The organism is Streptomyces sp. NPDC016845, from assembly GCF_044332585.1.
In the GTDB taxonomy this organism is placed as follows: Bacteria; Actinomycetota; Actinomycetes; order Streptomycetales; family Streptomycetaceae; genus Streptomyces.
Genome location: NZ_JBIRPI010000019.1, coordinates 16631 through 39352, shown reverse-complemented (window position 1 = coordinate 39352; position 22722 = coordinate 16631). Strand labels below are relative to the sequence as shown.

Genomic DNA, 22722 nt, shown 5'->3' with positions numbered 1-22722 from the left:
GGAGACGGACGGGACGACTGTATGCCCAACCGGCGCGTGCGTGTCACTTCTTGGGGAGGCGCTCGGTCAGGGCCTCGTGCACCCGTGGCGGGACCAGGTGCGACACGTCGCCGCCCCAGGCCGCGACCTCCTTGACCAGCGAGGAGGACAGGAAGCTGTAGGTGGGGTTGGTGGGCACGAAGAGGGTCTCGACGCCCGACAGGCCGTTGTTCATCTGGGCCATCTGCAGCTCGTAGTCGAAGTCGCTGACCGCGCGCAGGCCCTTCACGATGGCCGGAATGTCGCGCTGCTTGCAGAAGTCGACGAGGAGGCCGTGGAACGCCTCCACCTGTACGTTGCCGAACTCGGCGGCGACCTCACGGATCAGGTCGATCCGCTCGTCGACCGTGAACAGGCCTTTCTTGGACTGATTGATCATCACCGCGACGTGCACGACGTCGTACAGCTTGGAGGCTCGGGCGATGATGTCGAGGTGGCCGTTGGTGATGGGGTCGAACGACCCGGGACAGACTGCGCGGCGCACGGGAAGTCCCTCGCTCTCCGGTCCGCTCATCGTGCGTCGTCGCACGTGAGGCTGGTGGTCAAGGCGGCGCGACCGTACCAAAACGTGCCCTCGCCGTAGCGACGGGACCGCAGTGCCTCGAAACCGGCCGGCCACCGGAAATCCCCGCCTCTGGTGCTGCGTTCCACGGTGACCAGCGCGTCGTCCGTGAGCCAGCCCTGAGTGCGGAGTGTGAGGAGGATCTCCCGAAGATCCGCGTCCGAGACGGCGTACGGGGGGTCGAGAAAGACCAGGTCGTACGGGTCCTCGGGCGGCGGGCCCGCAATGACCTGTTCCGCTTTTCCGGTACGGGCCTCGGCTCCGGGCAGGCCGAGCGCGCGGATGTTCTCACGGACCGTGCGGGCGGCGCGGGCGTCGGCCTCGACGAGCAGTGCGTGGGCGGAGCCCCGGGAGAGGGCCTCCAGGCCGACGGCTCCGGAGCCCGCGTACAGGTCGGCGACGCGGGTGCCGTCGAGCGTGCCGAGCAGCGCCTGCCAGGTGGAGAAGAGGCCCTCGCGCGCGCGGTCGGAGGTGGGGCGGGTGCCGTTGCCCGGCGGCACGGCCAGGCGGCGTCCGCCGGCGCGTCCGGCGATCACGCGGGTCATCTCGGTCCTTGTCCTTGCGTGCTTGGCGTGTGGGAGCTGTGGGACCAGTGTCTCAAAAGACGGGCATCCGGCCCGTGCCTGGCCCTCTCACCCCTTGTCGAGGTACTGCTCGCGCTCCTCGTCCAGAAGCGCGTCCAGGGCCGTGCGCAAGGCGGGCAGCTGCTCCAGGTCCGGGTCGGCCGCGACCACTCTGGTCGCCTCCTCGCGCGCCTCGGCGATGATCTCCTCGTCCTCGATGACGGCGAGCATCCGCAGGGAGGAGCGCACTCCGGACTGGGCCTGCCCGAGCACGTCGCCCTCGCGGCGCTGCTCCAGGTCGATGCGGGACAGCTCGAAGCCGTCGAGCGTGGAGGCGACGGCTCCCAGGCGCGCGCGGGCGGGGCTCGCCTCGGGCATCTCGGTGACCAGGAGGCAGAGGCCGGGCGCCGAGCCGCGGCCGACGCGGCCGCGCAGCTGGTGGAGCTGGGAGACGCCGAAACGGTCGGCGTCCATGATCACCATGGCCGTGGCGTTCGGCACGTTCACCCCGACCTCGATCACGGTCGTCGCCACCAGGACGTCGGTCTCCCCCGCGGCGAAGCGGCGCATCACGGCGTCCTTGTCGTCGGGCTGCATCCGGCCGTGCAGCACCTCGACCTTGATCCCCTGGAGCGGCCCGCGCGCCAGCTCCTCGGCGACGGCGAGCACGGCGAGCGGCGGCCGCTTCTCCGCCTCGTCCTCGGCGGACTGCTTCTTCGCCGCGCTCTTGCCGCCCTTCTTGGGCTTCTCGTCCTCGTCGTCCCCGATCCGCGGGCAGACCACGTACGCCTGGTGTCCCTTGCCCACCTCTTCCCGCACGCGCTCCCACGCGCGCGTGAGGAAGTGCGGCTTGTCGGCGGCGGGGACGACGTGGCTGGCGATCGGTGAGCGTCCTGCCGGGAGCTGATCGAGGACGGAGGTCTCCAGGTCGCCGAAGACGGTCATGGCGACCGTGCGCGGGATCGGCGTCGCCGTCATGACCAGGAGGTGCGGGGGCTGTTTGCCCTTGGAGCGCAGGGCGTCCCGCTGCTCCACGCCGAAGCGGTGCTGCTCGTCGACCACGACCAGGCCGAGGTCGTGGAACTGCACCTTGTCCTCGATCAGCGCGTGCGTGCCGATGACGATGCCCGCCTCGCCGGTGACGAGGTCGAGCAGGGCCTGGCGGCGCCCGGCGGTGCCCATGGAACCGGTCAGGAGCACGACCTTCGTGGCGTGCTCCGAGCCGCCGAGCGTGCCGCCCTCGGCCAGCTCGCCCATCATCTCGGTGATCGAGCGGTGGTGCTGCTGGGCGAGGACCTCGGTGGGCGCGAGCATGGCGGCCTGGCCGCCCGCGTCGACGACGGCGAGCATGGCGCGCAGCGCGACCATCGTCTTTCCGGAGCCGACCTCGCCCTGGAGCAGCCGGTGCATGGGGTGGTCGGTGGCCAGGTCGTCGAAGATCTCCTTGGAGACCTTCTGCTGGCCGTCGGTGAGCGTGAACGGCAGCTTGGCGTCGAAGGCGGTGAGCAGCCCGTCCGGCTTGGCCACACGCGGGGCGGCGGTCAGCTGGGTGTCGGCGAACCGGCGCCTGGCGAGGGCGACCTGGAGGACGAACGCCTCGTCCCACTTGAGGCGGGCGCGCGCATCGGCGATGTCGGCCTTGGTGTGCGGCCGGTGGATCTTGAGCAGTGCCTCGGGCAGCGGGACCAGGTCACGGCCCTGCCGCAGCGACTCGGGCAGCGGGTCGACGGCCTCCTGGGCGCTGGGCAGCACCAGGTCGACGGCCTTGGCGAGCTTCCAGGACTCCAGCTTGGCGGTGGCCGGGTAGATCGGGAGCAGCGCGCCGGCCCAGGAGCCGACGGTCTCGGCCGCCTCCTCGGAGGAGTCCGCGGTCAGCAGCTGGTAGGCGGGGTGCGCCAGCTGCATCTTGCGGTTGAAGACGCCGACCTTGCCCGCGAACATCGCGCGCGTGCCCGGCAGCAGGTCCTTGTGCGGCTTGTGGATGCCTTTGCCGAAGAAGACGAGCTGGAGCTGGCCGCTGCCGTCGGTGATGGTGACTTCGAGGCGCTGGCCACTGCCCCCGTTGAACCGCAGGACGCGGGCGGTGGCGACCTGGGCGACGACCGTGACGTGCTCGTCCAGGGGCAGGTCGGCGAGGCGGGTCAGCTCCCCGCGCTCCGCGTATCTGCGCGGGTAGTGGTGGAGCAGGTCGCCGACGGTGTGCAGGCCTAGGTGCTCGGCCATCACCTTCGCGGTGGGCGGGCCGAGCAGTTTCTTCAGCGGTTCTTCGAGCACGGGCACGAGATCCATTGCACACCACGCCACTGACATTCCCGCCCAGCCCCGTGAACAACTGTGAAAACCGCTGGTCGCACGGGGCTGTACGGCCGTAGAGTGACGGGCTCCGACCTTGATCGCGGTCACCTCTCGCGGGGCCGCCCGACCCGCGCCGTCGCCCGTCCCCCCACCGGCGCAGCGACGATGAACTCACAGACACCGCACACCTTCCAGGTCGACCTGCGCGGCCTCGTCGACCTCCTCTCCCACCACCTCTACTCCAGCCCCAAGGTCTATCTGCGCGAGCTGCTGCAGAACGGGGTGGACGCCATCACGGCCCGCCGCGCCGAGCAGCCGGACGCCCCTGCCACCGTGCGCCTCTTCGCGGAGGGCGGGTCGCTGCGCGTCGAGGACTCGGGCATCGGTCTGACCGAGGCCGACGTGCACAACCTGCTCGCGACGATCGGCCGCAGCTCCAAGCGCGGCGACGGCCTGGAGTCGGCCCGTGCCGACTTCCTCGGGCAGTTCGGCATCGGCCTGCTCGCCTGCTTCGTCGTCGCCGAGCGCATCCGGGTCGTCAGCCGCAGCGCGCGGACGCCCGAGGCGCCGCCGGTCGAGTGGACGGCAAGCGACGACGGTTCGTACACGGTCCGTACGCTCCCCGACGCGGCCCGCCCCGAGCCGGGGACGACCGTGCATCTGGAGGCGCGCGCGGGCGCCGCCGACTGGCTGACCGAGGAGCGGGTCCTGTCCCTGGCCCGGGACTTCGGCTCGCTGCTGCCGTACGACGTGCGCGTCGGAGACACCCCGGTCACGGACCTGCCGTCCGTCTGGAGCCGTACGCACCCCAGCCCGGCCGCCCGCCGGGTCGCCCTGGCCCGCCACTGCCACGAGCTGTTCGGGTTCACGCCGCTCGACTCGATCGACCTGGAGGTGCCGCTCGCGGGCGTCCGGGGCGTCGCCCATGTGCTGCCGCAGGCGGTCAGCCCGGCGCAGCGCGCGGGCCACCGGGTCCACCTCAAAGGCATGCTGCTCACCGACCGCGCCGAACAGCTGCTGCCCGACTGGGCGTTCTTCGTGCGCTGCGTGATCGACACGGACAGCCTGCGCCCCACCGCCTCGCGCGAGTCGCTCTACGAGGACGAGACCCTGGCCGCCGTGCGCGAGGCCCTGGGCGAGCGCGTCCGGGAGTGGCTGACGTCGCTCGCGGCCGGTGATCCGGAGCGGCTCGCCGCCTTCCTGTCCGTGCACCACCTGGGCGTCAAGTCCCTCGCGCGGCACGACAAGGAGATGCTGCGCACGATGCTCCCCTGGCTCCCGTTCGAGACGACGGACGGGCAGCTCTCCCTGGAGGAGTTCGCGCAGCGCCACCCCGTCGTGCACTTCACTCGGACCGTGGAGGAGTACCGGCAGGTCGCGCCGATCGCCTCCGCGCAGGGCATCGGGGTCGTCAACGGCGGTTACACGTATGACGCCGATCTGGTCGAGGCGCTGCCGTCGGTGCGCCCCGGCACGGCCGTGGCCGAGCTGGACGCGGACACGGTGACCGCGCACCTGGACGCCGTCGACCCGGCCGAGGAGCTGGCCCTGTCGGCGTTCCTGGCGGCGGCGCGGGCCAGGCTCGACCCGCTGGGCTGCGACGTCGCCCTGCGCGCCTTCCATCCGCTGACGGTGCCCGCGCTCCACTTGGACGACCGCGCGGCCCGGCACGAGCAGGCGCGCGCGGAGGCCGAGTCCCAGGCCGACGACCTGTGGGCCGGCATCCTCGGCTCCTTGCGCGGCAGCGCCCCACGCGCGCGGCTCGTCCTCAACCACCTCAACCCGCTGATCCGCCGGGTGAGCGCGCTCTCCGACCCCGAGCTGATCGGCACGGCGGCCGAGGCGCTGTACGGGCAGGCGCTCCTCATGGCGCAGCGCCCCTTGCGCCCCGCCGACTCCGCGCTCCTGAACCGCTCGTTCATCGGCCTCCTGGAGTGGGCCACGCACCCCGGCACCGGAAAGGACGCCTCCCGATGATCGAGGCCATGGATCTGGACGCCCTGCGCCGCGCGATGGCGGAGAACGCCGCCGAGCCGGAAGGGCCCGCCCGCGGCGCCCGCGCCGAGCAGCTGCTGGCCGAGGCGGAGAAGCTCGGCGTCCCGCTCGGGGTGATCGAGGCGCTCGGCCACCAGCTGCAGATGTACAACTACAGCTCCGAGAAGGACAAGATGTTCGTCCCCTTCGCGCGGCTGCTGCGCATGTGGGACGAGCACCCCGAGGACTTCGACGCCTACGAGACGCACTCGCTGCACTGGGTCTTCAAGTGGATGTCCGGCGGCATGCTGAACCAGCCGCACATCCCGCTCGCGTCCATCGAGAAGTGGCTCGCCGAGATGGAGCACCGCTACCGGGTGGCGGGCCACTCCGAGCGCGCCGTCCGGATGAGCGAGTTCTACGTCGCCGACCACATGGGCGACGAGGAGCGGGCCACGCGCGCGTACGAGGCGTGGCTGGCGGCCGACCGCGACAAGATGGCCGACTGCCACGCCTGCGAGCTGGACGGGCAGGGCGAGCGCCAGTCGGACCTGCGCCAGGACGAGCGCGCCCTGGAGCTGTGGCGGCCGGTCCTGGAGGGCGAGTACACGTGCGCCCACGAACCGCATGCCACGCTCGCCGCTTCGCTGCTCCCGCTGGTGCGCCTGGGCCGCCCCGAGGAGGCCCGCGCGAACCACCTGCGCGGCTACCGCCTCGTACGGTCGATGGAGTCCATGCGGGGCGCGTTCGCGTCGCACGTGGAGTTCTGTGCCCTGACCGGCAATGAGGCGCGCGCCCTGGAGCTGCTCGCGGAGCGGCCCGCGTACTTCACCGACCGCGGCAATCCGCAGGGCCTGATGGACTTCCTCGGGGTGGCCGCCCTGCTGATGGACCGCCTTGTGGCGCTCGGCATGGGCGAGCAGAGCGTCCCGGGCCCCGCCGGCCGGACCTGGACAGCCGCTGAGCTCGGCGCTCACGCGCGCGTGGAGGCGCTGTCCGTCGCGGCCCGCTTCGACGCGCGCAACGGCACGGACCGCGTCAGCACGCGGCTCCGGCGCCGGATGGACCAGGAGCCCCTCCTCGACCGCCTTCCGCTGGGCGTACGGGTCGTACGGACGGCCTCGCCGAAGCCGGTCGTCACGGTGGCCGCGGAGCCGGTCGTGGACGCGGCGGCGCTCGTGGCGCAGGCGCGGCGGATCTCGGAGACGGACGGCGGTCCGGACGCGGCCCGCGCCTGGCGGACGGCCGCGCGGGCCGCCGAGTCGCAGGGCCTGGAGCTGACCGTCCACGACCGTGCGGAGATCGCCGACTACACGGCGATGGACTCGGAGGAAGCGACGGGCCTCTTCGCCGTCGCGGCCGAGTTGTACGAGAAGGCGGGCGACCCCAATGAGGCGCGGGCGGCACGCGCGCGTGGCGCGTACGCGCTGTCCCGCGCGGGCCGCGCCGAAGAGGCTCTCGCCGCGATCCGGGAACCGTACGAGCAGGTGCTCGCCACCCTGCCCGCCCCGGACGCCACCACGGCCCGCCAGGCGGCCGCCGTCCTCGTGTGCCGCGCCCGCATCCTCCTTGCGGCCCACTCCGGGGACGACGAGGTCGCCGCCGCCGAGGCCTGCGTGCGGCAACTGCTCGCCGCCACCGGACCGTTCGGTGACGTCCCGCGGATCGCCTCGCAGGCGGCGTCGGCGCGCTCGCTGCTCGCCGACATCGCCGTGCACCGCGGGGACCCGGAAACGGCGGTGGCCTTGTACGAGGAGTCCGCGGCCGCGCAGGTGGCGGCGGGGCGCCCCTGGATGGCCGTGGACTGCCGGGTGCGGCTCGCCGCGCTCGCGCGCGAGCGGGACGACGCGGCGGCCGCCGAACAGGCGCTGCGGGCGGCGCTGGAGCACGGGGCGGGGTACCTGGAGCCGTCCGGCGCGGCGCGGCTGCACCTCCAGCTCGCCGAGGTCCTGGCCGCCGGCGAACAGGTCGGGGAGGCGTCCGCGCACGCCCTGGAGGCCGCGCACTGGGCCGACGAGGCGGACGACGACGCCGGGTTCGCCGCCTGGGCACGGTTCCAGCTCGGCGGCCACCTGCTGCGCGAGGAGCGGGTGGCGGAGGCCGCCGAGGTGCTTGAGTCGGCGCTGCTCGACCTGACCGCAGAGGATCACGGCGACGGGGCCCTCGTACAGGCCCGGTGGTGGCTCGGCGACTGCGCCCGCGCGCTCGGCGAACACCTTCAGTCCGCCGAGGCCTGGCTCAAGGCGGCGGAGATCGCTCAGCACTGGCCCGAGCAGCGCGACCACGCCATGCTGGCGAATCTCGCGGCCGACGCCCTCGACCGGGCCGGCCGCCCGGAGGAGGCCGACCGCGCCTACGCGCGCGCGGGCGACCTGTGGCGCTCCCTCGGGCACGTCCACGCCGTGGTGCGCTCCCTTCGCGCGCGTGCCTGGCTGGACTCGGCGTCGGCGGAGGACGAACAGGAGCTGATGAACGCGGCGATCCACACCCTGGAGGAGGCGCTCACATCTGCGGACGCCGCCGACCGCGAGCCCCTGCTCTCCGAACTCGGCCACACCTGCCGCCAGTTCGCGGAACTCCTCGACCGCCACGACGACGAGGAGGAGACCGCCGCCCAGCTGGAACGCGCCGCCATGGCGTTCGAGGCGGCGGGCGACACGGAACAACGGGACGAGGCCCGCGCGGCGCTCGAGCGGTAGGGAGCCGGACGGGTGGCCGCGTCGACGCCGATGCGGCCACGTCACTCGGGACGAACGGGGCAAGGCCCACGCGGCGCTCGCGCGGCAGGGCGCCCGGGTGGCGGCTACTCCACGCCGATCAGCATCGGCGCGGACTGCCGTCCGCCCCGGTACACCACCGTGTCCACCGCCAGGTAGGTCTCGCGGACGTGCTGCTCAAGGCCGTCCGCGACCTCGTCGGGGACCTCGTCGCCCAGGACGAGGGTGACGAGTTCGCCGCCGGCCGAGAGCATGCGGTCGAGGACGGTGCGGGCGGTCGCCGGGACCTCCGTGCCGATGACGGCGACGTCACCGTCGATGAGGCCGAGGACGTCACCGGCCTGGCAGATGCCGGCCATCGTCCAGGACTGCCGCTCGGCGACGGCCAGTTCGGCGTACCGGGTCGCCCCGGCGGCCGAGGTCATGGCGACGACGTCCTCGTCGAAGCTGCGGTCGGGTTCGTGCACGGCGAGCGCGGCGATGCCCTGCACCGCGGACCGGGTCGGGATGAGCGCGACCCGTACGCCCTCGGACCGCGCCTGCTCGGCCGCCGCGGCGGCGGTGTGGCGCAGCTCGGCGTCGTTCGGCAGGAGCACCACCTCGCGCGCGTGGGCGCGCCGGATCGCCTCGACCAGCTCTCCGCTGGCGGGGGGCTCGCCGGGCCGGTCGGGCACGGTCGTCGCGCCCCCCTCCGCGTACAGCCCCGCGAGACCGTCGCCCGGCACGACGGCCACGACGGCGCGCTGTGCCCGTTCGCGCGGCGGCGCCGAGGATCGGGCCGCGTGCGCGTCGCCGAGCCCGAAGTGGGTGATGCGGATGCGGTACGGGCGCCCGGCCTCGACGCCCGCCTCCACGGCCGCGCCCGCGTCGTCGACGTGCACGTGCACGTTCCACAGGCCGTCGCCGCCGACCACGACCAGTGAGTCGCCGAGGGCGTCAAGGCGCGCCCGAAGCCGGGCCACGGCCACGTCGTCGGCTTCGAGGAGGTAGATGACCTCGAAGGCGGGCCCGGCCCCGTCGGGCTCCTCCGCACATTCGAGAGCGCCGCTTCCGAGAGCCCCGCTTCCGAGAGGAGGCTCGTCCGTTGCGGCGTCTGCGGCGTCCACGCGCGCGTGGTGGCCGTCCGCCCGCGCTCGTACGGGCGTCGCCTGCCCGGACACCGCCTCGCGCAGCGCCCCGAGCACGGCGACGAGACCGCGTCCGCCCGCGTCCACGACCCCGGCCCGGCTCAACACAGCGAGCTGGTCCGGCGTCGCGTCGAGCGCGGCGCAGGCGCCTTCGTAGGCGGCCCGTACGACGGCCCCGCAGTCACCGTCGACACCGGAGGCGGCTTCCGCGGCCGCCGTCGCGACGGTCAGGACCGTGCCTTCCACCGGGTGGGCGACGGCCTCGCGCGCGGACGCGGCGGCCCTGCTCAGCGCGAGCCGCAAGGCGCCCGCATCCACCCCCGCGTGATCCGCATCACGACCGCCGCCGTCCGCGAGGACCTGCGCCATGCCGCGCAGCAGCTGCGCGAGGATCGTCCCCGAGTTGCCGCGGGCACCGATGAGCGCGCCGTGCGCCATCGCGCGCACCACCTCGGCCAGCGAGGGAGCGGCGGGCTCGGGCCCCGCCTGGAGCCCCGCGAAGACCGCCTCGACGGCCTGCTGCGCGGACTCGACGGTCAGATACAGGTTGGTACCGGTGTCGCCGTCCGCGACGGGGTACACGTTGATCGCGTCGATCTCCGCGCGGTCGCGGCCGAGCGCCTCCAGGGCCAGTGAGCACCAGGCGCGTACGGCGGCTACGTCGAACGCCTGTGGCACCTGCGGCACCTGCGCCTCCTCGAGCGGCTGGACTGGCCTCGCAGAGTAGACCCCGGCGGGCGGCCGACGGGGAAGGGCCCCGGTCAGGGCGCCGGGCAGCGGTCCGGGCAGCCATGGTAATTTCGTTGTACCGAAGCAGCCGTTGTATGCTGCTCCGGTTGCCCGATATCCATCGGGCTCACCCTGGCACCGCCACTCAGATCCTCCGATCCTGATCCCGGCATGCCGGGATCAACCGTAAGTGCATCTGAAGTCTTTGGAGTGACCCGTGGCTGCCAACTGCGACGTCTGCGGCAAGGGGCCGGGCTTCGGCAACAACATTTCGCACTCGCACCGCCGTACGTCCCGTCGCTGGAACCCGAACATCCAGCGTGTGCGTGCAGTGGTCGGTCGGACGCCGAAGCGGCTCAACGTCTGCACCTCGTGCATCAAGGCCGGCAAGGTCTCGCGCTGACGTTTCGCGTAGCGCGGCCACCTCGCTGGTTGCTTGAAAAAGCCGGTCCCCTCGGGGACCGGCTTTTTCATGTGCCTATGTGCCCGTGTGCCTATGCGCCCGTGCGCCCGTGGGCCCACTGCCGGGCCCCGTCGGCACCGCCTACCTGAGCCTCCAGCCATGGTCCACCGGGCCGATCCCCGCCCCCAGGGCGAATCCGGCCGCGATCGCCCCGGTCACGTACTCCTTGGCCGCGTGCACGGCCTCCGGCACCGACTGGCCCTTTGCCAGCTGGGCCGCGATCGCGGAGGCAAGAGTGCACCCCGTGCCGTGCGTGTGCCGGTTGTCATGGCGCGGGGCGCGCAGCCAGTACTCCTCGGAACCGTCCGTCAGGAGGTCGACCGCCTCCCCGGCCGGGCCCGCACCCGGCCCTGACCCGGTGTCCAGGTGACCGCCCTTGATGACCACCCACCGGGGCCCGTACGCCAGCACCGCTGCCGCCGCGCGCCGCATGTCGTCCTCCGACCCGACGCGCGCGCCCGTGAGCTGGGCCACCTCGTCGAGGTTCGGGGTGGCGACGGTGGCGGTCGGCAGGAGTCTCGTCCGGACGGAGTCGAGCGCGGAGGCGGCGAGCAGCGAGTCCCCGTGCTTGGAGACGCCGACCGGGTCGATCACGACCGGCGCCTCGGTGCCCGCGAGCAGCTCGGCCACGCACTCGACGAGTTCGGGAGAGGCGAGCATCCCCGTCTTGATCGCCTGGACCCCGATGTCGTCGACGACGCTGCGGTACTGGGCGCGGACCGCCTCCGCGGGAAGCTCCCAGGCGCCCTGGACACCGAGGGAGTTCTGGGCGGTGACGGCCGTGATGACGCTCATGCCGTGGGTGCCGAGGGCGAGCATGGTCTTCAGGTCGGCCTGGATACCGGCGCCGCCGCCGGAGTCGGACCCGGCCACGGTCAGCACCCGTACGGGCGCGGCGGAGACGGGCCCGTAGGCAGCCCGCGGCAGGGGCGCGGAGGCCGTCACGACTCGATCTCCCCGCCGGGGAAGTCGTCCCCGAAGTGGTCCCAGCCGCCCTTGCTGGTCCAGGGTGCGCCGTCCACGGTGACCTGGGGCAGGGCGGAGGGGTTCAGCACCTCGCCGATCACCTTCCAGCGGGCGGGCAGTTTCACGTCCGGCGGGAAGGTGGCGACGATGGCGTGGTCCTCTCCCCCGGTCAGGACCCATTGCAGCGGGTCGACGCCGACGGCCTGGCCGATGTCGTTCATCTGGGAGGGCACGTCGACCTTCCCGGACTTGATGTCGATGCGGACCTTGCTGGCCTCGGCGATGTGGCCGAGGTCGGCGATGAGGCCGTCGCTCACGTCGCACATGGCGGTGGCGCCGAGTCCGGCGGCGGCGGGGCCCGCGTGGTACGGCGGCTCCGGGCGGCGGTGGGCCTCGACGAAGGCGCGCGGGGAGCGGAAGCCGCGGGACAACACGGCGTACCCGGCCGCGGACCAGCCGAGCCAGCCGGTGACGGCCACGACGTCGCCGGGGCCGGCGCCCGCGCGGGTCACCGGCTCGTGGTTGCGCAGGTCGCCCAGTGCGGTGATGGCGATGGTGATGGTGTCGCCGCGGACGACGTCGCCGCCGACCACCGCGGCGCCGGCCACCTGGCACTCGTCGCGCAACCCGTCCATCAGTTCGGACGGCCAGGACGCGGGGAGTTCGGCGGGTACGACGAGGCCGAGCAGCAGGGCCGTGGGGACGGCGCCCATGGCGGCGATGTCGGCGAGGTTCTGCGCGGCGGCCTTGCGGCCGACGTCGTACGCCGTGGACCAGTCGCGCCTGAAGTGCCGGTTCTCCAGGAGGACGTCCGTGCTGGCGACGACCCTGCGGTCCGGCGCGGCGATCACCGCGGCGTCGTCGCCGGGGCCGATCCGTACGGCCGGGGTGGTGGTGAGCCGGGAGGTGAGTTCTCGGATGAGTCCGAACTCCCCCAGCTCGCCGACGGTGCCCTTCATGCGCGTACTGCCCCTTCTGCCACGGCCCGCTTGCGGTCGCGGTCCGTCTCTGTCATGGGTACGGTTTCTGTCAAGGACGGGCTCTCCGCACAGCCCACCGAGAGCTCCCCTGCACTACCTGCCGGACGGCGCCGTGCGGTGCTCGCCGCAGGAGGCCCCGCGCCGCCTGCGACCACCTTCCCGCACACGGCGTGTACGCCACAGCCACCCCGGGTCTCCCCGCGACGAGCGGCGACGCGATACCGTGGCGTCCCTTTCCCCCACATGATCCTCGTGGCCGCCCTGGAGGTTCCGTGGTACAGGCGTACATCCTGATCCAGACCGAAGTAGGCAAGGCGTCGACCGTCGCCGAGCTCATCGCGAAGATTCCGGGAGTGATCCAGGCCGAAGATGTCACCGGCCCCTATGACGTGATCGTCCGCGCGCAGGCCGACACCGTCGACGAACTGGGTCGCATGGTGGTCGCCAAGGTCCAGCAAGTGGACGGCATCACGCGCACCCTGACCTGCCCGGTCGTCCACCTGTAGCCCCCGTCTACCCTGTGCCGGTGAACTCTTCTCCTCACCGGCTCCGTCTTTTCATCGGGCTGCCCGCGCTGTGCCTGCCGATCGCCGTGGCGGGCTGCTCCTCGGCAGACGGCAGCGCGTCGGTCGTGGTTCCCCGTCCGGGCGCGACGGCCGCGAAGCTGTGCCGGAACCTGGACAAGGTCCTGCCGTCGAAGGTCGACGGTCTGAGCCGCGAGGACCCCGGGCCGGCGTCCACGTTGACCGCTGCCTGGGGAAGCAACGCGATCATACTGCGCTGCGGAGTCGCACAGCCCCCGAAGATGATCGATCCGAAGGTGGCGGACGGCGGAGATCCCGACGCGGTCGCCGGCGGGGTGAACGGGGTGGACTGGCTGATGGAGAAGCAGGACGACGGGTCGTACCGTTTCACCACCGCCAATCGCGAGGCGTATGTCGAGGTGAGCGCGGAGAAGGGGCGGGACAGTTCGAGTGTCCTGGTGGATCTGGCCCCGGCGGTGAAGAAGGCGATCCCGACGGGGATCGCCTCCTGAGCCGCTCACTGCCCGACGGCTAGCGCAGCCCCGTCGGGCGCCGCAGCGCCGCCTGCAGCAGGCGGTCCACCAGCTCCGGGTAGCTGACCCCGCTCTCCTGCCACATCCGCGGGTACATCGAGATGGGCGTGAAGCCGGGCAGCGTGTTGATCTCGTTGATGACGAACTCGCCTTCCTCGTCCAGGAAGAAGTCCGCCCGGACGATGCCCTCGCAGGACACCGCGTCGAACGCGGCGACGGCGAGGCGCCGCACCTCGGCCGTCTGCTCCGCGGTGAGCGGGGCGGGCACGATCCCGGCGGCGGAGTCGATGTACTTCGCCTCGAAGTCGTAGAAGTCGTGGGTCTGCACGGGCGGGATCTCGGCCGGGACGGAGGCGCGCGGCCCGTCCTCGAACTCGAGCACGCCGCACTCGATCTCGCGGCCCAGGATCGCCGCCTCGATGATGACCTTCGGGTCGTGGGCGCGGGCGGTCTCCATGGCCTCGTCGAGCCCGGCGAAGGAGTCGATCTTCGTGATGCCGATCGACGAGCCCGCGCGCGCGGGCTTGATGAACAGCGGCCAGCCGTGATCGCTGACGAAGTCGGCGATACGCCGCCGCGCGCCCTCCTGCTCGCGCTCCCACTCGCGCGGCCGGACGGTCAGGTAGGGCCCGACCTTGAGGCCGAAGGAGGTGAAGATCCGCTTCATGTACTCCTTGTCCTGGCCGACGGCCGAGGAGAGCACACCGCAGCCGACGTACGGCGTTCCGGAGAGGTCGAGGAGCCCCTGGATCGTGCCGTCCTCGCCGTACGGGCCGTGCAGCACGGGGAAGACGACGTCGACGTCGCCGAGCACCTTCGGTACGGAGCCGGGCTCGGTGTAGACGACCTCGCGCGAGGAGGGGTCGACGGGCAGGACCACGCCGCCCTCGGGCGAGTCCGCGAGATCGGCGACGTCCGGCACCTTGCGGTCGGTGATCGCCATGCGCTCGGGATCGTCCGAGGTCAGCGCCCAACGTCCCTCGCGCGTGATGCCGATGGGCAGCACGTCGTACTTGGAGCGGTCGATGGCGCGCAGCACGGCGCCCGCGGTGACGACGGAGACACCGTGCTCGGAGCTACGGCCACCGAAGACGACGGCCACACGCGGCTTCTGCCCGCCCGCAGGCGCGAAGGGCTCGGCGGGCGCGGGGCTCTGGGGAAGGTTCTCGCTGCTCATATCGCGATGAGCGTACCTGCTGGTACAGGAGGAGTCAGCGAAGGAGTCGGCCTCCGCCGGGCCGAGCCGCGTCGCCCCCGCCCGGCGCCCTCGGTCCGGCGGCCTCAGTGCCGCTCGGGCTTGGCCGAGCGGGACATCAGCTCCTTCACGGCGACGACCGGCGGCTTCCCCTCGTGGACGATGCCGACGACCGTCTCCGTGATGGGCATGTCGACGCCGTGGCGGCGCCCCAGGTCGAGCACGGACTCGCAGGACTTGACGCCCTCGGCGGTCTGCTTGGTGACGGCGATGGTCTCGGCGAGGGTCATGCCCTTGCCGAGGTTGGTGCCGAAGGTGTGGTTGCGCGACAGCGGCGACGAGCAGGTGGCGACGAGGTCGCCGAGGCCCGCGAGCCCGGAGAAGGTCAGCGGGTCGGCGCCCATCGCCAGGCCGAGCCGGGTCGTCTCGGCGAGGCCGCGCGTGATGAGCGAGCCCTTCGTGTTGTCGCCGAGCCCCATGCCGTCGGCGATGCCGACGGCGAGCCCGATGACGTTCTTCACCGCGCCGCCCAGCTCGCAGCCGACGACATCCGTGTTGGTGTACGGCCTGAAGTACGGGGTGTGGCAAGCGACTTGGAGCCGCTGGGCGACGGCCTCGTCACGGCAGGCGACGACCGCGGCGGCGGGCTGCCGGGCGGCGATCTCGCGCGCGAGGTTCGGCCCGGTGACGATCGCGATGCGGTCCGCGCCGACCTCCGTGACGTCCTCGATGACCTCGCTCATCCGCATGGCCGAGCCGAGCTCCACGCCCTTCATCAGCGAGACCAGCACGGTGTCGGGGGCGAGCCGCGGCGCCCACGCGGCGAGGTTGTCGCGCAGGGTCTGCGAGGGCACGGCGAGCACGGTGAAGTCGGCGCCCTGCGCGGCCTCGGCCACGTCGGCCGTCGCCCGTACGCTCGCGGGCAGCTCGACGCCGGGCAGGTAGTCGGGGTTCACGTGCGTCGAGTTGATGGCGTCGGCGAGTTCGGCACGGCGGCCCCAGAGGGTCACGTCGCACCCCGCGTCGGCGAGGACCATGGCGAACGCGGTGCCCCATGATCCGGTCCCGAAGACTGCGACCTTGGCTGCGGCCTTCACGGGTCGGCTCACTTGCTCTCCTCCGAACTGCCGCCACTTCGGGATGTACCGCTGTGCGAACCGCCGCTGCGCGCCCGCGACTTGCGGCGCTGTTCGATCCGCGCCTGGCGCGGGTCGTAACGCTTCCGCGGGGCCGGTTCGCCGCGCAGCTCCGCCACCAGCGTGGTGATCTCGCCCATGATGACCTCGGTCGCCTCCTTGAGCAGCTCCGGCGTCATCTCCTTGTCGTAGAACCGCGACAGGTCGACGGGCTCGCCGGCGAGGACGTGGTGCGTCTTGCGCGGGAAGAAATGCGGCTTCTTCGCATATGGCGCGAGTGCGTCGGTGGCGCCCCATTGGCCGACGGGAATGACCGGGCACCGCGTCTGGAGGGCCACGCGGGCGACACCGGTCTTACCGGTCATGGGCCACAGTTCGGGGTCCCGGGTAAGCGTTCCTTCTGGATAGAAGGCGACGCACTCGCCGCGCTCCACGGCAGCGATAGCGGCGCGGAAGGCGCTCAGTGCGTTCGTCGACTCGCGATAGACGGGAATCTGTCCGGTGCCGCGCATCGCGGCGCCGACGAAGCCCTTCCGGAAGAGGCTGTGCTTGGCGAGGAAACGCGGGACTCGTCCGGTGTTGTACTGATAGTGGGCGTAGAGGAACGGGTCCAGATGCGAATTGTGGTTGACCGCGGTGATAAAGCCACCCTGGGCAGGAATGTTCTCCATTCCGCGCCAGTCCCGCTTGAACAGAACCACCAGGGGCGGTTTGCACAGGACCGCTGCGAAGCGGTACCAGAAGCCGATTCTGCGGCGGGACACTCGGACACCTTCCTCTAGGACCTGGCGGGTGGGCTCCGTAGGGCCGCACAAGTGTCGCCCCAGGCCACCGGTCTGTCGAGAACACCGTACGCCCGCCCGAACCGGCTCACCTCATGCACAGGTCACAATAGGGGCGTGCAGTGGACCCTGGTGATACCGCTGAAACCGCTGGTGCGGGCCAAAAGCAGGCTGGCGCCCGCGGCCGGCGGCCTGCGCCCGGGCCTCGCCCTCGCGTTCGCCCAGGACACCGTGGCCGCCGCGGCGGCCTGCGCGGCGGTGGCTGATGTGGTGGTCGTCACGGACGATGTCCGCGCCGGTCGTGAACTCAGGGCTCTCGGCGCCCGTATCGTTCCCGACACGCCGCAGGCGGGTCTCAATGCGGCTCTCGCCCATGGCGCTCAGTACGTACGTGCCTCGCGTCCCGCCGCGCCCGTGGCGGCGCTCAACGCGGATCTCCCGGCGCTGCGTCCGGCGGAATTGGCCCGCGTTCTCGGCGCGGCCACCGCATTTCCCCGGGCATTCCTGCCGGACGCCGCCGGAATCGGCACGACACTTCTGTCCGCCGCGTCCGGCGCGGAATTGTCCCCCGCATTCGGCGCGGCTTCCCGGGCCCGGCACACCGCGTCCGGCGCGGCGGAACTCCCGCTCGCCGGTGTCGACTCCGTACGCCAGGACGTCGACACCGGCGACGACCTGCGCACGGCGCTGGCGCTGGGCGTGGGCCCCTACACCGCGCGGGCCACGGTCGGGCTGCTGTCCCCGGACGCGGCCCAGGACTGAGTACGCTGCCCGTATGCAGGCCACCGCGTACACGTACGACCCCGATTCCCGTTCCGGCAGCGTCCTCCTGGACGACGGCACGCCGCTGACGTTCGACGCCGCCGCCTTCGACGCGGGCGGCCTGCGGCTGCTGCGGCCGGGGCAGCGGGTGCGGATCGAGGTCCGGGGCGAGGGCGAGGCACGGCAGGTCGCGCTCGTGACCCTCCAGACCTTCTGACCGGACCCCCAGGTCAAGCGGGTCAAGACCCGGACACGCCGCGGGCCGGGCTCCCCGAGGGGAGCCCGGCCCGGCGCGTGAGCAGCCTTGTGGCGGGTGCCCTTACTTCTTGCGGGCGGTGGCCTTCTTGGCGGTCGTCGTCTTGCGAGCCGTCGACTTCTTGGCGGGCGCCTTCTTGGCCGTGGCCTTCTTGGCGGGGGCCGTCTTGGCGGGAGCCGCCTTCTTGGCGGTGGCCTTCTGCGCCGTGGCCTTCTTGGCGGGGGCCGCCTTCTTGGCCGTGGCGGTGGTGGCCTTCTGCGCCGTCGCCTTCTTCGCGGCGGGAGACGCCTTCTTGGCGGTGGAGGCGGTCTTCTTCGCCGTCGCCGTCGTCTTCTTGGCGGTGGACTTCTTCGCCGGCGCCGCCTTCTTGGCGGTGGAGGCGGCGGCCTTCTTGGCGGTCGTCTTCTTGGCCGCGGCCTTCTTGACGGTCGCCGAAGCGAGGCCGGTCAGGCTGCCCTTGGGCGCCTTCTTGACCGCGACGTCGTTCTTGGGGAGCTTCTTGGAGCCCGCGACGAGGTCCTTGAAGCCCTGACCGGCGCGGAAGCGCGGCACGGACGTCTTCTTGACCCGGACACGCTCGCCGGTCTGCGGGTTGCGGGCGTAACGGGCCGGGCGGTCCACCTTCTCGAACGAACCGAAGCCGGTGACCGAGACACGGTCGCCGTTGACCGTGGCACGGACAATGGCGTCGAGTACCGCGTCGACGGCGTCGGCGGCCTGCTGACGGCCACCGACCTTGTCGGCAATCGCTTCTACGAGCTGCGCCTTGTTCACGTCTTCCCCTTCGGAGACATTGCCGGAACGAATCTCTTTCGCCCCGGCTTTTTCGCACGTTAGGCAGATATATACCGCAAATCAAACACGAAACGGGCTAATCACCCTTGTGCCGCAACGATCTCGGCCGTCTCAGAGTTCCTCTTCCGTGCCGGAGCCCTCTTCGAAGTCGTCGAGGTCCGCACCGAATCGCTCCAGACGTCTGGCCGCACCGGCCAGATCGTGTTTGGCCGCGGCCGTAATGGCCAGCAGCTTCCGGGTCAGCGCCATCCGTACGCCCTCCGGGACTTGCAGTGCGCGCACTCGGGCGTGCGCTTCCTTGAGTTGGTTCGCGACCGCCGCGTACAGCTGGAGTTGGCCGTCGTGTTCCATGCACAGATTGTGCCATCTGGGGCGAGTTGTCGCCTCCGCAGGGGGTAACTCCCGCCCCACAGGCGCCTCCTGAGCCCTCGCGCGGCGCGCTCGTCGGGAGCGGCACCGAGTCCCGCTTACCCCAGGAACACCCGTGTCAATCAAGGGAGTTGCTGGTCAGGAAGGCTCCCCTGCGCAGGCCTTGCGGGGGCAGTTGGAGCCGGACACAGAAGTACCCCCAACCGATGCACGATTGGGGGTACGGGTCTGCGGATGTGGCCTGAATGAGCCTTGCCCGAGAGCCGAGTGGGCTCGCTCAGACCTGTACGGTCTGCGGCTTGAACGACGGGCGCTTCGCCTCGTAGGCGGCGATGTCGCTCTCGTTGCTGAGCGTGATGCTGATGTCGTCGAGCCCGTTGAGGAGGCGCCAGCGGGAGTTCTCGTCGAGCTCGAAGGAGGCGGTGACGCCCTCGGCGCGGACTTCGCGCGCCTCCAGGTCGACGGTGATCTCGGCCTGCGGGTCCTGCTCCACCAGCTCCTGGAGCGCCTCCACGACCTTCTGGTCCAGGACGACGGTCAGCAGACCGTTCTTGAGCGAGTTACCGCGGAAGATGTCGGCGAACCGGGAGGAGATGACGGTCTTGAACCCGTAGTTCTGCAGCGCCCACACCGCGTGCTCGCGGGAGGAGCCGGTACCGAAGTCCGGGCCCGCGACCAGCACCGTGGCGCCCGCGCGCTCCGGTTTGTTGAGCACGAACTCGGGGTCCTTGCGCCAGGCCTCGAACAGCCCGTCCTCGAACCCGTCCCTGGTCACCTTCTTGAGCCAGTGGGCCGGGATGATCTGGTCGGTGTCGACATTGCTGCGGCGCAGCGGGACGGCCCGGCCGGTGTGCGTGGTGAATGCTTCCATGACTGATCAGACTCCAGCGGGCGTACGGGCGTCGGCGTCGGACAGGTCGGCCGGCGAGGCCAGATGGCCCAGGACGGCGGTGGCGGCGGCGACCTGGGGCGAGACCAGGTGGGTGCGGCCACCCTTGCCCTGGCGGCCCTCGAAGTTGCGGTTGGAGGTGGACGCGGAACGCTCGCCGGGGGCGAGTTGGTCCGGGTTCATGCCCAGGCACATGGAGCAGCCCGCGTGCCGCCACTCGGCGCCGGCCTCCTTGAAGACCTTGTCCAGGCCCTCGGAGACGGCCTGGAGGCCGACCCGCGCGGAGCCCGGGACGACCAGCATCCGTACGCCGTCGGCGACTTTGCGGCCCTCGACGAGGGCCGCGGCGGCGCGCAGGTCCTCGATGCGGCCGTTGGTGCACGAGCCGACGAAGACGGTGTCGACCTTGATGTCGCGCAGCGCCTGCCCGGCGGTCAGCCCCATGTACTCCAGGGCCTTCTCGGCGGCGAAGCGCTCCGAAGCGTCCTCGTACGAAGCCGGGTCGGGGACGTGCGACGAAAGCGGAGCGCCCTGGCCGGGGTTGGTTCCCCAGGTGACGAACGGGGACAACTCCTCCGCCTTGATGAACACCTCGGCGTCGAAGACCGCGTCGTCGTCGGAGCGCAGCGTCTTCCAGTACGCGACCGCGGCGTCCCACTCCTCGCCCTCGGGCGCGTGGGCGCGGCCCTCGAGGTAGTCGAAGGTGGTGGCGTCGGGGGCGATCATGCCCGCGCGGGCGCCGGCCTCGATCGACATGTTGCAGATGGTCATGCGGGCCTCCATCGAGAGCTTCTCGATGGCGGAGCCGCGGTACTCGATGATGTAGCCCTGACCGCCGCCGGTACCGATCTTGGCGATGATCGCCAGGATCAGGTCCTTGGCCGTGACACCCTCGGGCAGTTCACCCTCGACCGTGATCGCCATGGTCTTCGGGCGGGCCATCGGCAGCGTCTGCGTGGCGAGCACATGCTCGACCTGCGAGGTGCCGATGCCGAACGCCAGCGCGCCGAACGCGCCGTGCGTGGAGGTGTGCGAGTCGCCGCAGACCACGGTGGTGCCGGGCTGGGTCAGGCCCAGCTGCGGACCCACCACGTGGACGACGCCCTGCTCGACGTCGCCGAGCGAGTGCAGGCGTACACCGAAGTCGGCGCAGTTCTTGCGCAGCGTCTCCAGCTGGGCGCGCGAGACCGGGTCGGCGATCGGCTTGTCGATGTCGAGGGTCGGGGTGTTGTGATCCTCGGTGGCGATGGTGAGGTCGAGGCGGCGCACCTGGCGGCCCGCCTGCCGGAGGCCGTCGAACGCCTGCGGGCTGGTCACCTCGTGCAGCAGGTGCAGATCGATGAAGAGGAGGTCGGGCTCGCCCTCGGCGCGCCGGACGACGTGGTCGTCCCAGACCTTCTCCGCGAGTGTCCTACCCATCGCTTTCCCTTCGGCCGGCCGGGATGCGCCGGTCCCACTAGAGAGTTCGGATCGCCGTCGCTCGTACCCCTCGTACCGGACGTCGGCTGCCGGGCCCGTTGGTCCACGGACCGGCGTCCGTACAGAGTGGCAAGTTCCACGGATATTTGAACTTGCGTTTCACAGAGTGAGACGGGAGTATCGACGCATGGACAACAGTAGCGGCGTCGGCGTTCTGGACAAGGCAGCCCTTGTCCTGGGCGCCCTGGAGTCCGGGCCCGCGACCCTCGCAGGACTTGTAGCGGCCACCGGACTGGCAAGACCGACGGCCCACCGCCTGGCGGTGGCCCTCGAACACCACCGCATGGTGGCGCGGGACATGCAGGGCCGGTTCATTCTCGGCCCGCGTCTCGCGGAGCTCTCCGCGGCGGCCGGCGAGGACCGCCTGCTCGCGACCGCGGGCCCGGTGCTCACGCACCTGCGGGACGTCACGGGCGAGAGCGCGCAGCTCTACCGCCGCCAGGGCGACATGCGCATCTGCGTCGCCGCGGCGGAGCGCCTGTCCGGCCTGCGGGACACGGTCCCGGTCGGCTCGACGCTCACCATGAAGGCGGGCTCGTCCGCGCAGATCCTGATGGCCTGGGAGGAGCCGGAGCGCCTGCACCGCGGCCTCCAGGGCGCCCGCTTCACGGCGACGGCCCTGTCGGGCGTCCGCCGCCGGGGCTGGGCCCAGTCGATCGGCGAGCGGGAGCCGGGCGTCGCGTCCGTCTCCGCGCCCGTGCGCGGCCCGTCGAACCGCGTGGTGGCCGCCGTCTCGGTCTCGGGCCCCATCGAGCGCCTCACCCGGCACCCGGGCCGGATGCACGCCCAGGCCGTGATCGACGCCGCGGGCCGCCTCTCCGAGGCCCTGCGCCGCACCGGCTGAGAAACAACTCGCCCGTTCCCCCTGCCCATTCCGGCCGGTCGCTCCAACGCCGCAGCGACCGGCCGGAGTTGTGTCCGGGGTCGGCACACGCACATGTACGTACGCGAAGAGGCCCTCCCCGCGATGGGGAGGGCCTCTTCGTTCTGTACCCCCGACCGGATTCGAACCGGCGCTACCGCCTTGAGAGGGCGGCGTGCTAGGCCGCTACACAACGGGGGCCTTGCGGATCAGATCCGCGGTTTGCAGATGAGCTCTGCAGAGCTGGCCTACCAGGACTCGAACCTAGAATGACGGTACCAGAAACCGTAGTGTTGCCAATTACACCATAGGCCACAGTGGTTCGGACCACGCGGGTCCGACCAGTACCCCCGACCGGATTCGAACCGGCGCTACCGCCTTGAGAGGGCGGCGTGCTAGGCCGCTACACAACGGGGGCCCTAGCGATCCTGCATCGAAGTCGGTGGGAGCTACCCGTGCCGTCCTCGTGGGAAGGATCTGTACCCCCGACCGGATTCGAACCGGCGCTACTGCCTTGAGAGGGCAGCGTGCTAGGCCGCTACACAACGGGGGCTTTGTGGATCTGGAATCCACGGTTGCAGATGAGCTCTGCGAGCTGGCCTACCAGGACTCGAACCTAGACTAACGGAACCAGAAACCGTCGTGCTGCCAATTACACCATAGGCCACCAGAACGCCAATCCCGTCGGGACCTTTGTTCGGCTTGCGCTTCCGGGCCAGCCTTTC

Annotated in this window: 21 protein-coding genes and 5 tRNA genes; 8 read left to right on the top strand and 18 right to left on the bottom strand. The window is 71.6% G+C overall.

What is annotated here, in order from left to right; all coding sequences use genetic code 11:
• Positions 1 to 43: 43 nt before the first annotated feature.
• From coaD to recG, 3 genes are all read right to left on the bottom strand, one after another.
• Positions 44 to 523: a pantetheine-phosphate adenylyltransferase gene (gene coaD, locus ACH4RC_RS31965; protein WP_398207082.1), complete on the bottom strand. Its 480-nt coding sequence runs from the start codon at positions 521 to 523 to the stop codon at positions 44 to 46.
• Between the two features lie 26 nt (positions 524 to 549).
• Positions 550 to 1146, bottom strand: coding sequence for a 16S rRNA (guanine(966)-N(2))-methyltransferase RsmD (rsmD, locus tag ACH4RC_RS31960; RefSeq protein WP_398207080.1), 597 nt, complete (start codon positions 1144 to 1146; stop codon positions 550 to 552).
• 87 nt (positions 1147 to 1233) lie between these two features.
• A complete protein-coding gene (gene recG, locus ACH4RC_RS31955; protein WP_398207078.1) occupies positions 1234 to 3453 on the bottom strand; it encodes an ATP-dependent DNA helicase RecG in 2220 nt (739 codons plus the stop codon).
• A 171-nt stretch (positions 3454 to 3624) separates the two neighbouring features.
• On the opposite strand from recG, the gene ACH4RC_RS31950 reads away from it, so the two are divergent.
• Both ACH4RC_RS31950 and ACH4RC_RS31945 read left to right on the top strand, forming a co-directional pair.
• Positions 3625 to 5436, top strand: coding sequence for an HSP90 family protein (locus ACH4RC_RS31950; RefSeq protein WP_398207076.1), 1812 nt, complete (start codon positions 3625 to 3627; stop codon positions 5434 to 5436).
• Positions 5433 to 8132: a tetratricopeptide repeat protein gene (locus ACH4RC_RS31945; RefSeq protein ID WP_398207074.1), complete on the top strand. Its 2700-nt coding sequence runs from the start codon at positions 5433 to 5435 to the stop codon at positions 8130 to 8132. The genes ACH4RC_RS31950 and ACH4RC_RS31945 overlap by 4 nt, the downstream gene beginning before the upstream one ends.
• A gap of 104 nt (positions 8133 to 8236) precedes the next feature.
• Here ACH4RC_RS31945 and ACH4RC_RS31940 read toward each other — a convergent pair whose 3' ends face one another.
• A complete protein-coding gene (locus tag ACH4RC_RS31940) occupies positions 8237 to 9964 on the bottom strand; it encodes a DAK2 domain-containing protein (protein ID WP_398207073.1) in 1728 nt (575 codons plus the stop codon).
• Positions 9965 to 10223: 259 nt separating this feature from the next.
• Between ACH4RC_RS31940 and rpmB the strand changes: the two genes are divergently transcribed.
• Positions 10224 to 10409, top strand: a complete 186-nt coding sequence (rpmB, locus tag ACH4RC_RS31935) for a 50S ribosomal protein L28 (protein ID WP_003957616.1) — start codon at positions 10224 to 10226, stop codon at positions 10407 to 10409.
• A 141-nt stretch (positions 10410 to 10550) separates the two neighbouring features.
• Here the strand turns inward: rpmB and thiD are convergent, their stop codons facing one another.
• Both thiD and ACH4RC_RS31925 read right to left on the bottom strand, forming a co-directional pair.
• The gene (thiD, locus tag ACH4RC_RS31930; protein ID WP_398207278.1) at positions 10551 to 11351 is read right to left on the bottom strand and encodes a bifunctional hydroxymethylpyrimidine kinase/phosphomethylpyrimidine kinase; all 801 of its coding nucleotides are present in this window, start codon (positions 11349 to 11351) and stop codon (positions 10551 to 10553) included.
• Between the two features lie 59 nt (positions 11352 to 11410).
• Positions 11411 to 12394, bottom strand: coding sequence for a thiamine-phosphate kinase (locus ACH4RC_RS31925; RefSeq protein ID WP_398207071.1), 984 nt, complete (start codon positions 12392 to 12394; stop codon positions 11411 to 11413).
• A 293-nt stretch (positions 12395 to 12687) separates the two neighbouring features.
• Here ACH4RC_RS31925 and ACH4RC_RS31920 point away from each other — a divergent pair, with 293 nt between their 5' ends.
• A complete protein-coding gene (locus ACH4RC_RS31920; protein ID WP_351165332.1) occupies positions 12688 to 12921 on the top strand; it encodes an Lrp/AsnC ligand binding domain-containing protein in 234 nt (77 codons plus the stop codon).
• A 20-nt stretch (positions 12922 to 12941) separates the two neighbouring features.
• Positions 12942 to 13451 carry a DUF3515 family protein gene (locus ACH4RC_RS31915; protein ID WP_398207069.1) on the top strand — a complete coding sequence of 170 codons (510 nt, stop codon included), beginning with the start codon at positions 12942 to 12944 and terminating at the stop codon, positions 13449 to 13451.
• 19 nt (positions 13452 to 13470) lie between these two features.
• Here the strand turns inward: ACH4RC_RS31915 and ACH4RC_RS31910 are convergent, their stop codons facing one another.
• The 3 genes from ACH4RC_RS31910 to ACH4RC_RS31900 all read right to left on the bottom strand — a co-directional run bounded on the left by ACH4RC_RS31910 (position 13471) and on the right by ACH4RC_RS31900 (position 16567).
• Entirely contained in the window at positions 13471 to 14649 is a 1179-nt protein-coding gene (locus ACH4RC_RS31910; RefSeq protein WP_398207067.1) for a D-alanine--D-alanine ligase family protein, read from the bottom strand.
• A 104-nt stretch (positions 14650 to 14753) separates the two neighbouring features.
• Positions 14754 to 15776, bottom strand: a complete 1023-nt coding sequence (locus tag ACH4RC_RS31905) for an NAD(P)H-dependent glycerol-3-phosphate dehydrogenase (RefSeq protein WP_398207065.1) — start codon at positions 15774 to 15776, stop codon at positions 14754 to 14756.
• On the bottom strand, positions 15773 to 16567 hold the full coding sequence (locus tag ACH4RC_RS31900) for a lysophospholipid acyltransferase family protein (protein ID WP_398207063.1): 795 nt from the start codon (positions 16565 to 16567) through the stop codon (positions 15773 to 15775). Before ACH4RC_RS31900 ends, ACH4RC_RS31905 begins: the two co-directional genes overlap by 4 nt.
• Positions 16568 to 16702: 135 nt before the next feature.
• Here ACH4RC_RS31900 and cofC point away from each other — a divergent pair, with 135 nt between their 5' ends.
• A complete protein-coding gene (cofC, locus tag ACH4RC_RS31895; protein WP_398207061.1) occupies positions 16703 to 17347 on the top strand; it encodes a 2-phospho-L-lactate guanylyltransferase in 645 nt (214 codons plus the stop codon).
• Positions 17348 to 17360: 13 nt separating this feature from the next.
• Complete coding sequence (locus tag ACH4RC_RS31890; protein ID WP_398207060.1) at positions 17361 to 17564, top strand: hypothetical protein; 204 nt, start codon at positions 17361 to 17363, stop codon at positions 17562 to 17564.
• Between the two features lie 102 nt (positions 17565 to 17666).
• On the opposite strand, the gene ACH4RC_RS31885 is transcribed toward ACH4RC_RS31890, so the two are convergent.
• From ACH4RC_RS31885 to leuC, 4 genes are all read right to left on the bottom strand, one after another.
• Positions 17667 to 18377 carry an HU family DNA-binding protein gene (locus ACH4RC_RS31885; RefSeq protein ID WP_398207058.1) on the bottom strand — a complete coding sequence of 237 codons (711 nt, stop codon included), beginning with the start codon at positions 18375 to 18377 and terminating at the stop codon, positions 17667 to 17669.
• Between the two features lie 132 nt (positions 18378 to 18509).
• Positions 18510 to 18749: a hypothetical protein gene (locus ACH4RC_RS31880; protein ID WP_394430041.1), complete on the bottom strand. Its 240-nt coding sequence runs from the start codon at positions 18747 to 18749 to the stop codon at positions 18510 to 18512.
• A 295-nt stretch (positions 18750 to 19044) separates the two neighbouring features.
• Complete coding sequence (gene leuD / locus ACH4RC_RS31875; RefSeq protein WP_398207056.1) at positions 19045 to 19638, bottom strand: 3-isopropylmalate dehydratase small subunit; 594 nt, start codon at positions 19636 to 19638, stop codon at positions 19045 to 19047.
• 6 nt (positions 19639 to 19644) lie between these two features.
• On the bottom strand, positions 19645 to 21075 hold the full coding sequence (leuC, locus tag ACH4RC_RS31870) for a 3-isopropylmalate dehydratase large subunit (protein ID WP_398207055.1): 1431 nt from the start codon (positions 21073 to 21075) through the stop codon (positions 19645 to 19647).
• Between the two features lie 187 nt (positions 21076 to 21262).
• On the opposite strand from leuC, the gene ndgR reads away from it, so the two are divergent.
• Positions 21263 to 21979: an IclR family transcriptional regulator NdgR gene (ndgR, locus tag ACH4RC_RS31865; RefSeq protein ID WP_324767461.1), complete on the top strand. Its 717-nt coding sequence runs from the start codon at positions 21263 to 21265 to the stop codon at positions 21977 to 21979.
• Positions 21980 to 22125: 146 nt separating this feature from the next.
• Here the strand turns inward: ndgR and ACH4RC_RS31860 are convergent.
• From ACH4RC_RS31860 to ACH4RC_RS31840, 5 genes are all read right to left on the bottom strand, one after another.
• Positions 22126 to 22198 (bottom strand) — tRNA-Glu (locus ACH4RC_RS31860).
• A gap of 42 nt (positions 22199 to 22240) precedes the next feature.
• Positions 22241 to 22312: transfer RNA gene (locus tag ACH4RC_RS31855), tRNA-Gln, on the bottom strand.
• Between the two features lie 30 nt (positions 22313 to 22342).
• A tRNA-Glu gene (locus tag ACH4RC_RS31850) sits at positions 22343 to 22415 on the bottom strand.
• A 62-nt stretch (positions 22416 to 22477) separates the two neighbouring features.
• Positions 22478 to 22550, bottom strand: a tRNA-Glu gene (locus ACH4RC_RS31845).
• 42 nt (positions 22551 to 22592) lie between these two features.
• Positions 22593 to 22664: transfer RNA gene (locus tag ACH4RC_RS31840), tRNA-Gln, on the bottom strand.
• Between the last annotated feature and the right edge of the window lie 58 nt (positions 22665 to 22722).

Bases quoted from the DNA above. Each gene is read 5' to 3' on its own strand.
- ACH4RC_RS31945 (WP_398207074.1), top strand. From the start codon at position 5,433: ATGATCGAGGCCATGGATCTGGACGCCCTGCGCCGCGCGATGGCGGAG.
- ACH4RC_RS31880 (WP_394430041.1), bottom strand. From the start codon at position 18,749: ATGGAACACGACGGCCAACTCCAGCTGTACGCGGCGGTCGCGAACCAA.
- recG (WP_398207078.1), bottom strand. From the start codon at position 3,453: ATGGATCTCGTGCCCGTGCTCGAAGAACCGCTGAAGAAACTGCTCGGC.
- ACH4RC_RS31910 (WP_398207067.1), bottom strand. From the start codon at position 14,649: ATGAGCAGCGAGAACCTTCCCCAGAGCCCCGCGCCCGCCGAGCCCTTC.
- ACH4RC_RS31925 (WP_398207071.1), bottom strand. From the start codon at position 12,394: ATGAAGGGCACCGTCGGCGAGCTGGGGGAGTTCGGACTCATCCGAGAA.
- ndgR (WP_324767461.1), top strand. From the start codon at position 21,263: ATGGACAACAGTAGCGGCGTCGGCGTTCTGGACAAGGCAGCCCTTGTC.
- ACH4RC_RS31950 (WP_398207076.1), top strand. From the start codon at position 3,625: ATGAACTCACAGACACCGCACACCTTCCAGGTCGACCTGCGCGGCCTC.
- leuC (WP_398207055.1), bottom strand. From the start codon at position 21,075: ATGGGTAGGACACTCGCGGAGAAGGTCTGGGACGACCACGTCGTCCGG.
- ACH4RC_RS31890 (WP_398207060.1), top strand. From the start codon at position 17,361: ATGCAGGCCACCGCGTACACGTACGACCCCGATTCCCGTTCCGGCAGC.
- rsmD (WP_398207080.1), bottom strand. From the start codon at position 1,146: ATGACCCGCGTGATCGCCGGACGCGCCGGCGGACGCCGCCTGGCCGTG.
- leuD (WP_398207056.1), bottom strand. From the start codon at position 19,638: ATGGAAGCATTCACCACGCACACCGGCCGGGCCGTCCCGCTGCGCCGC.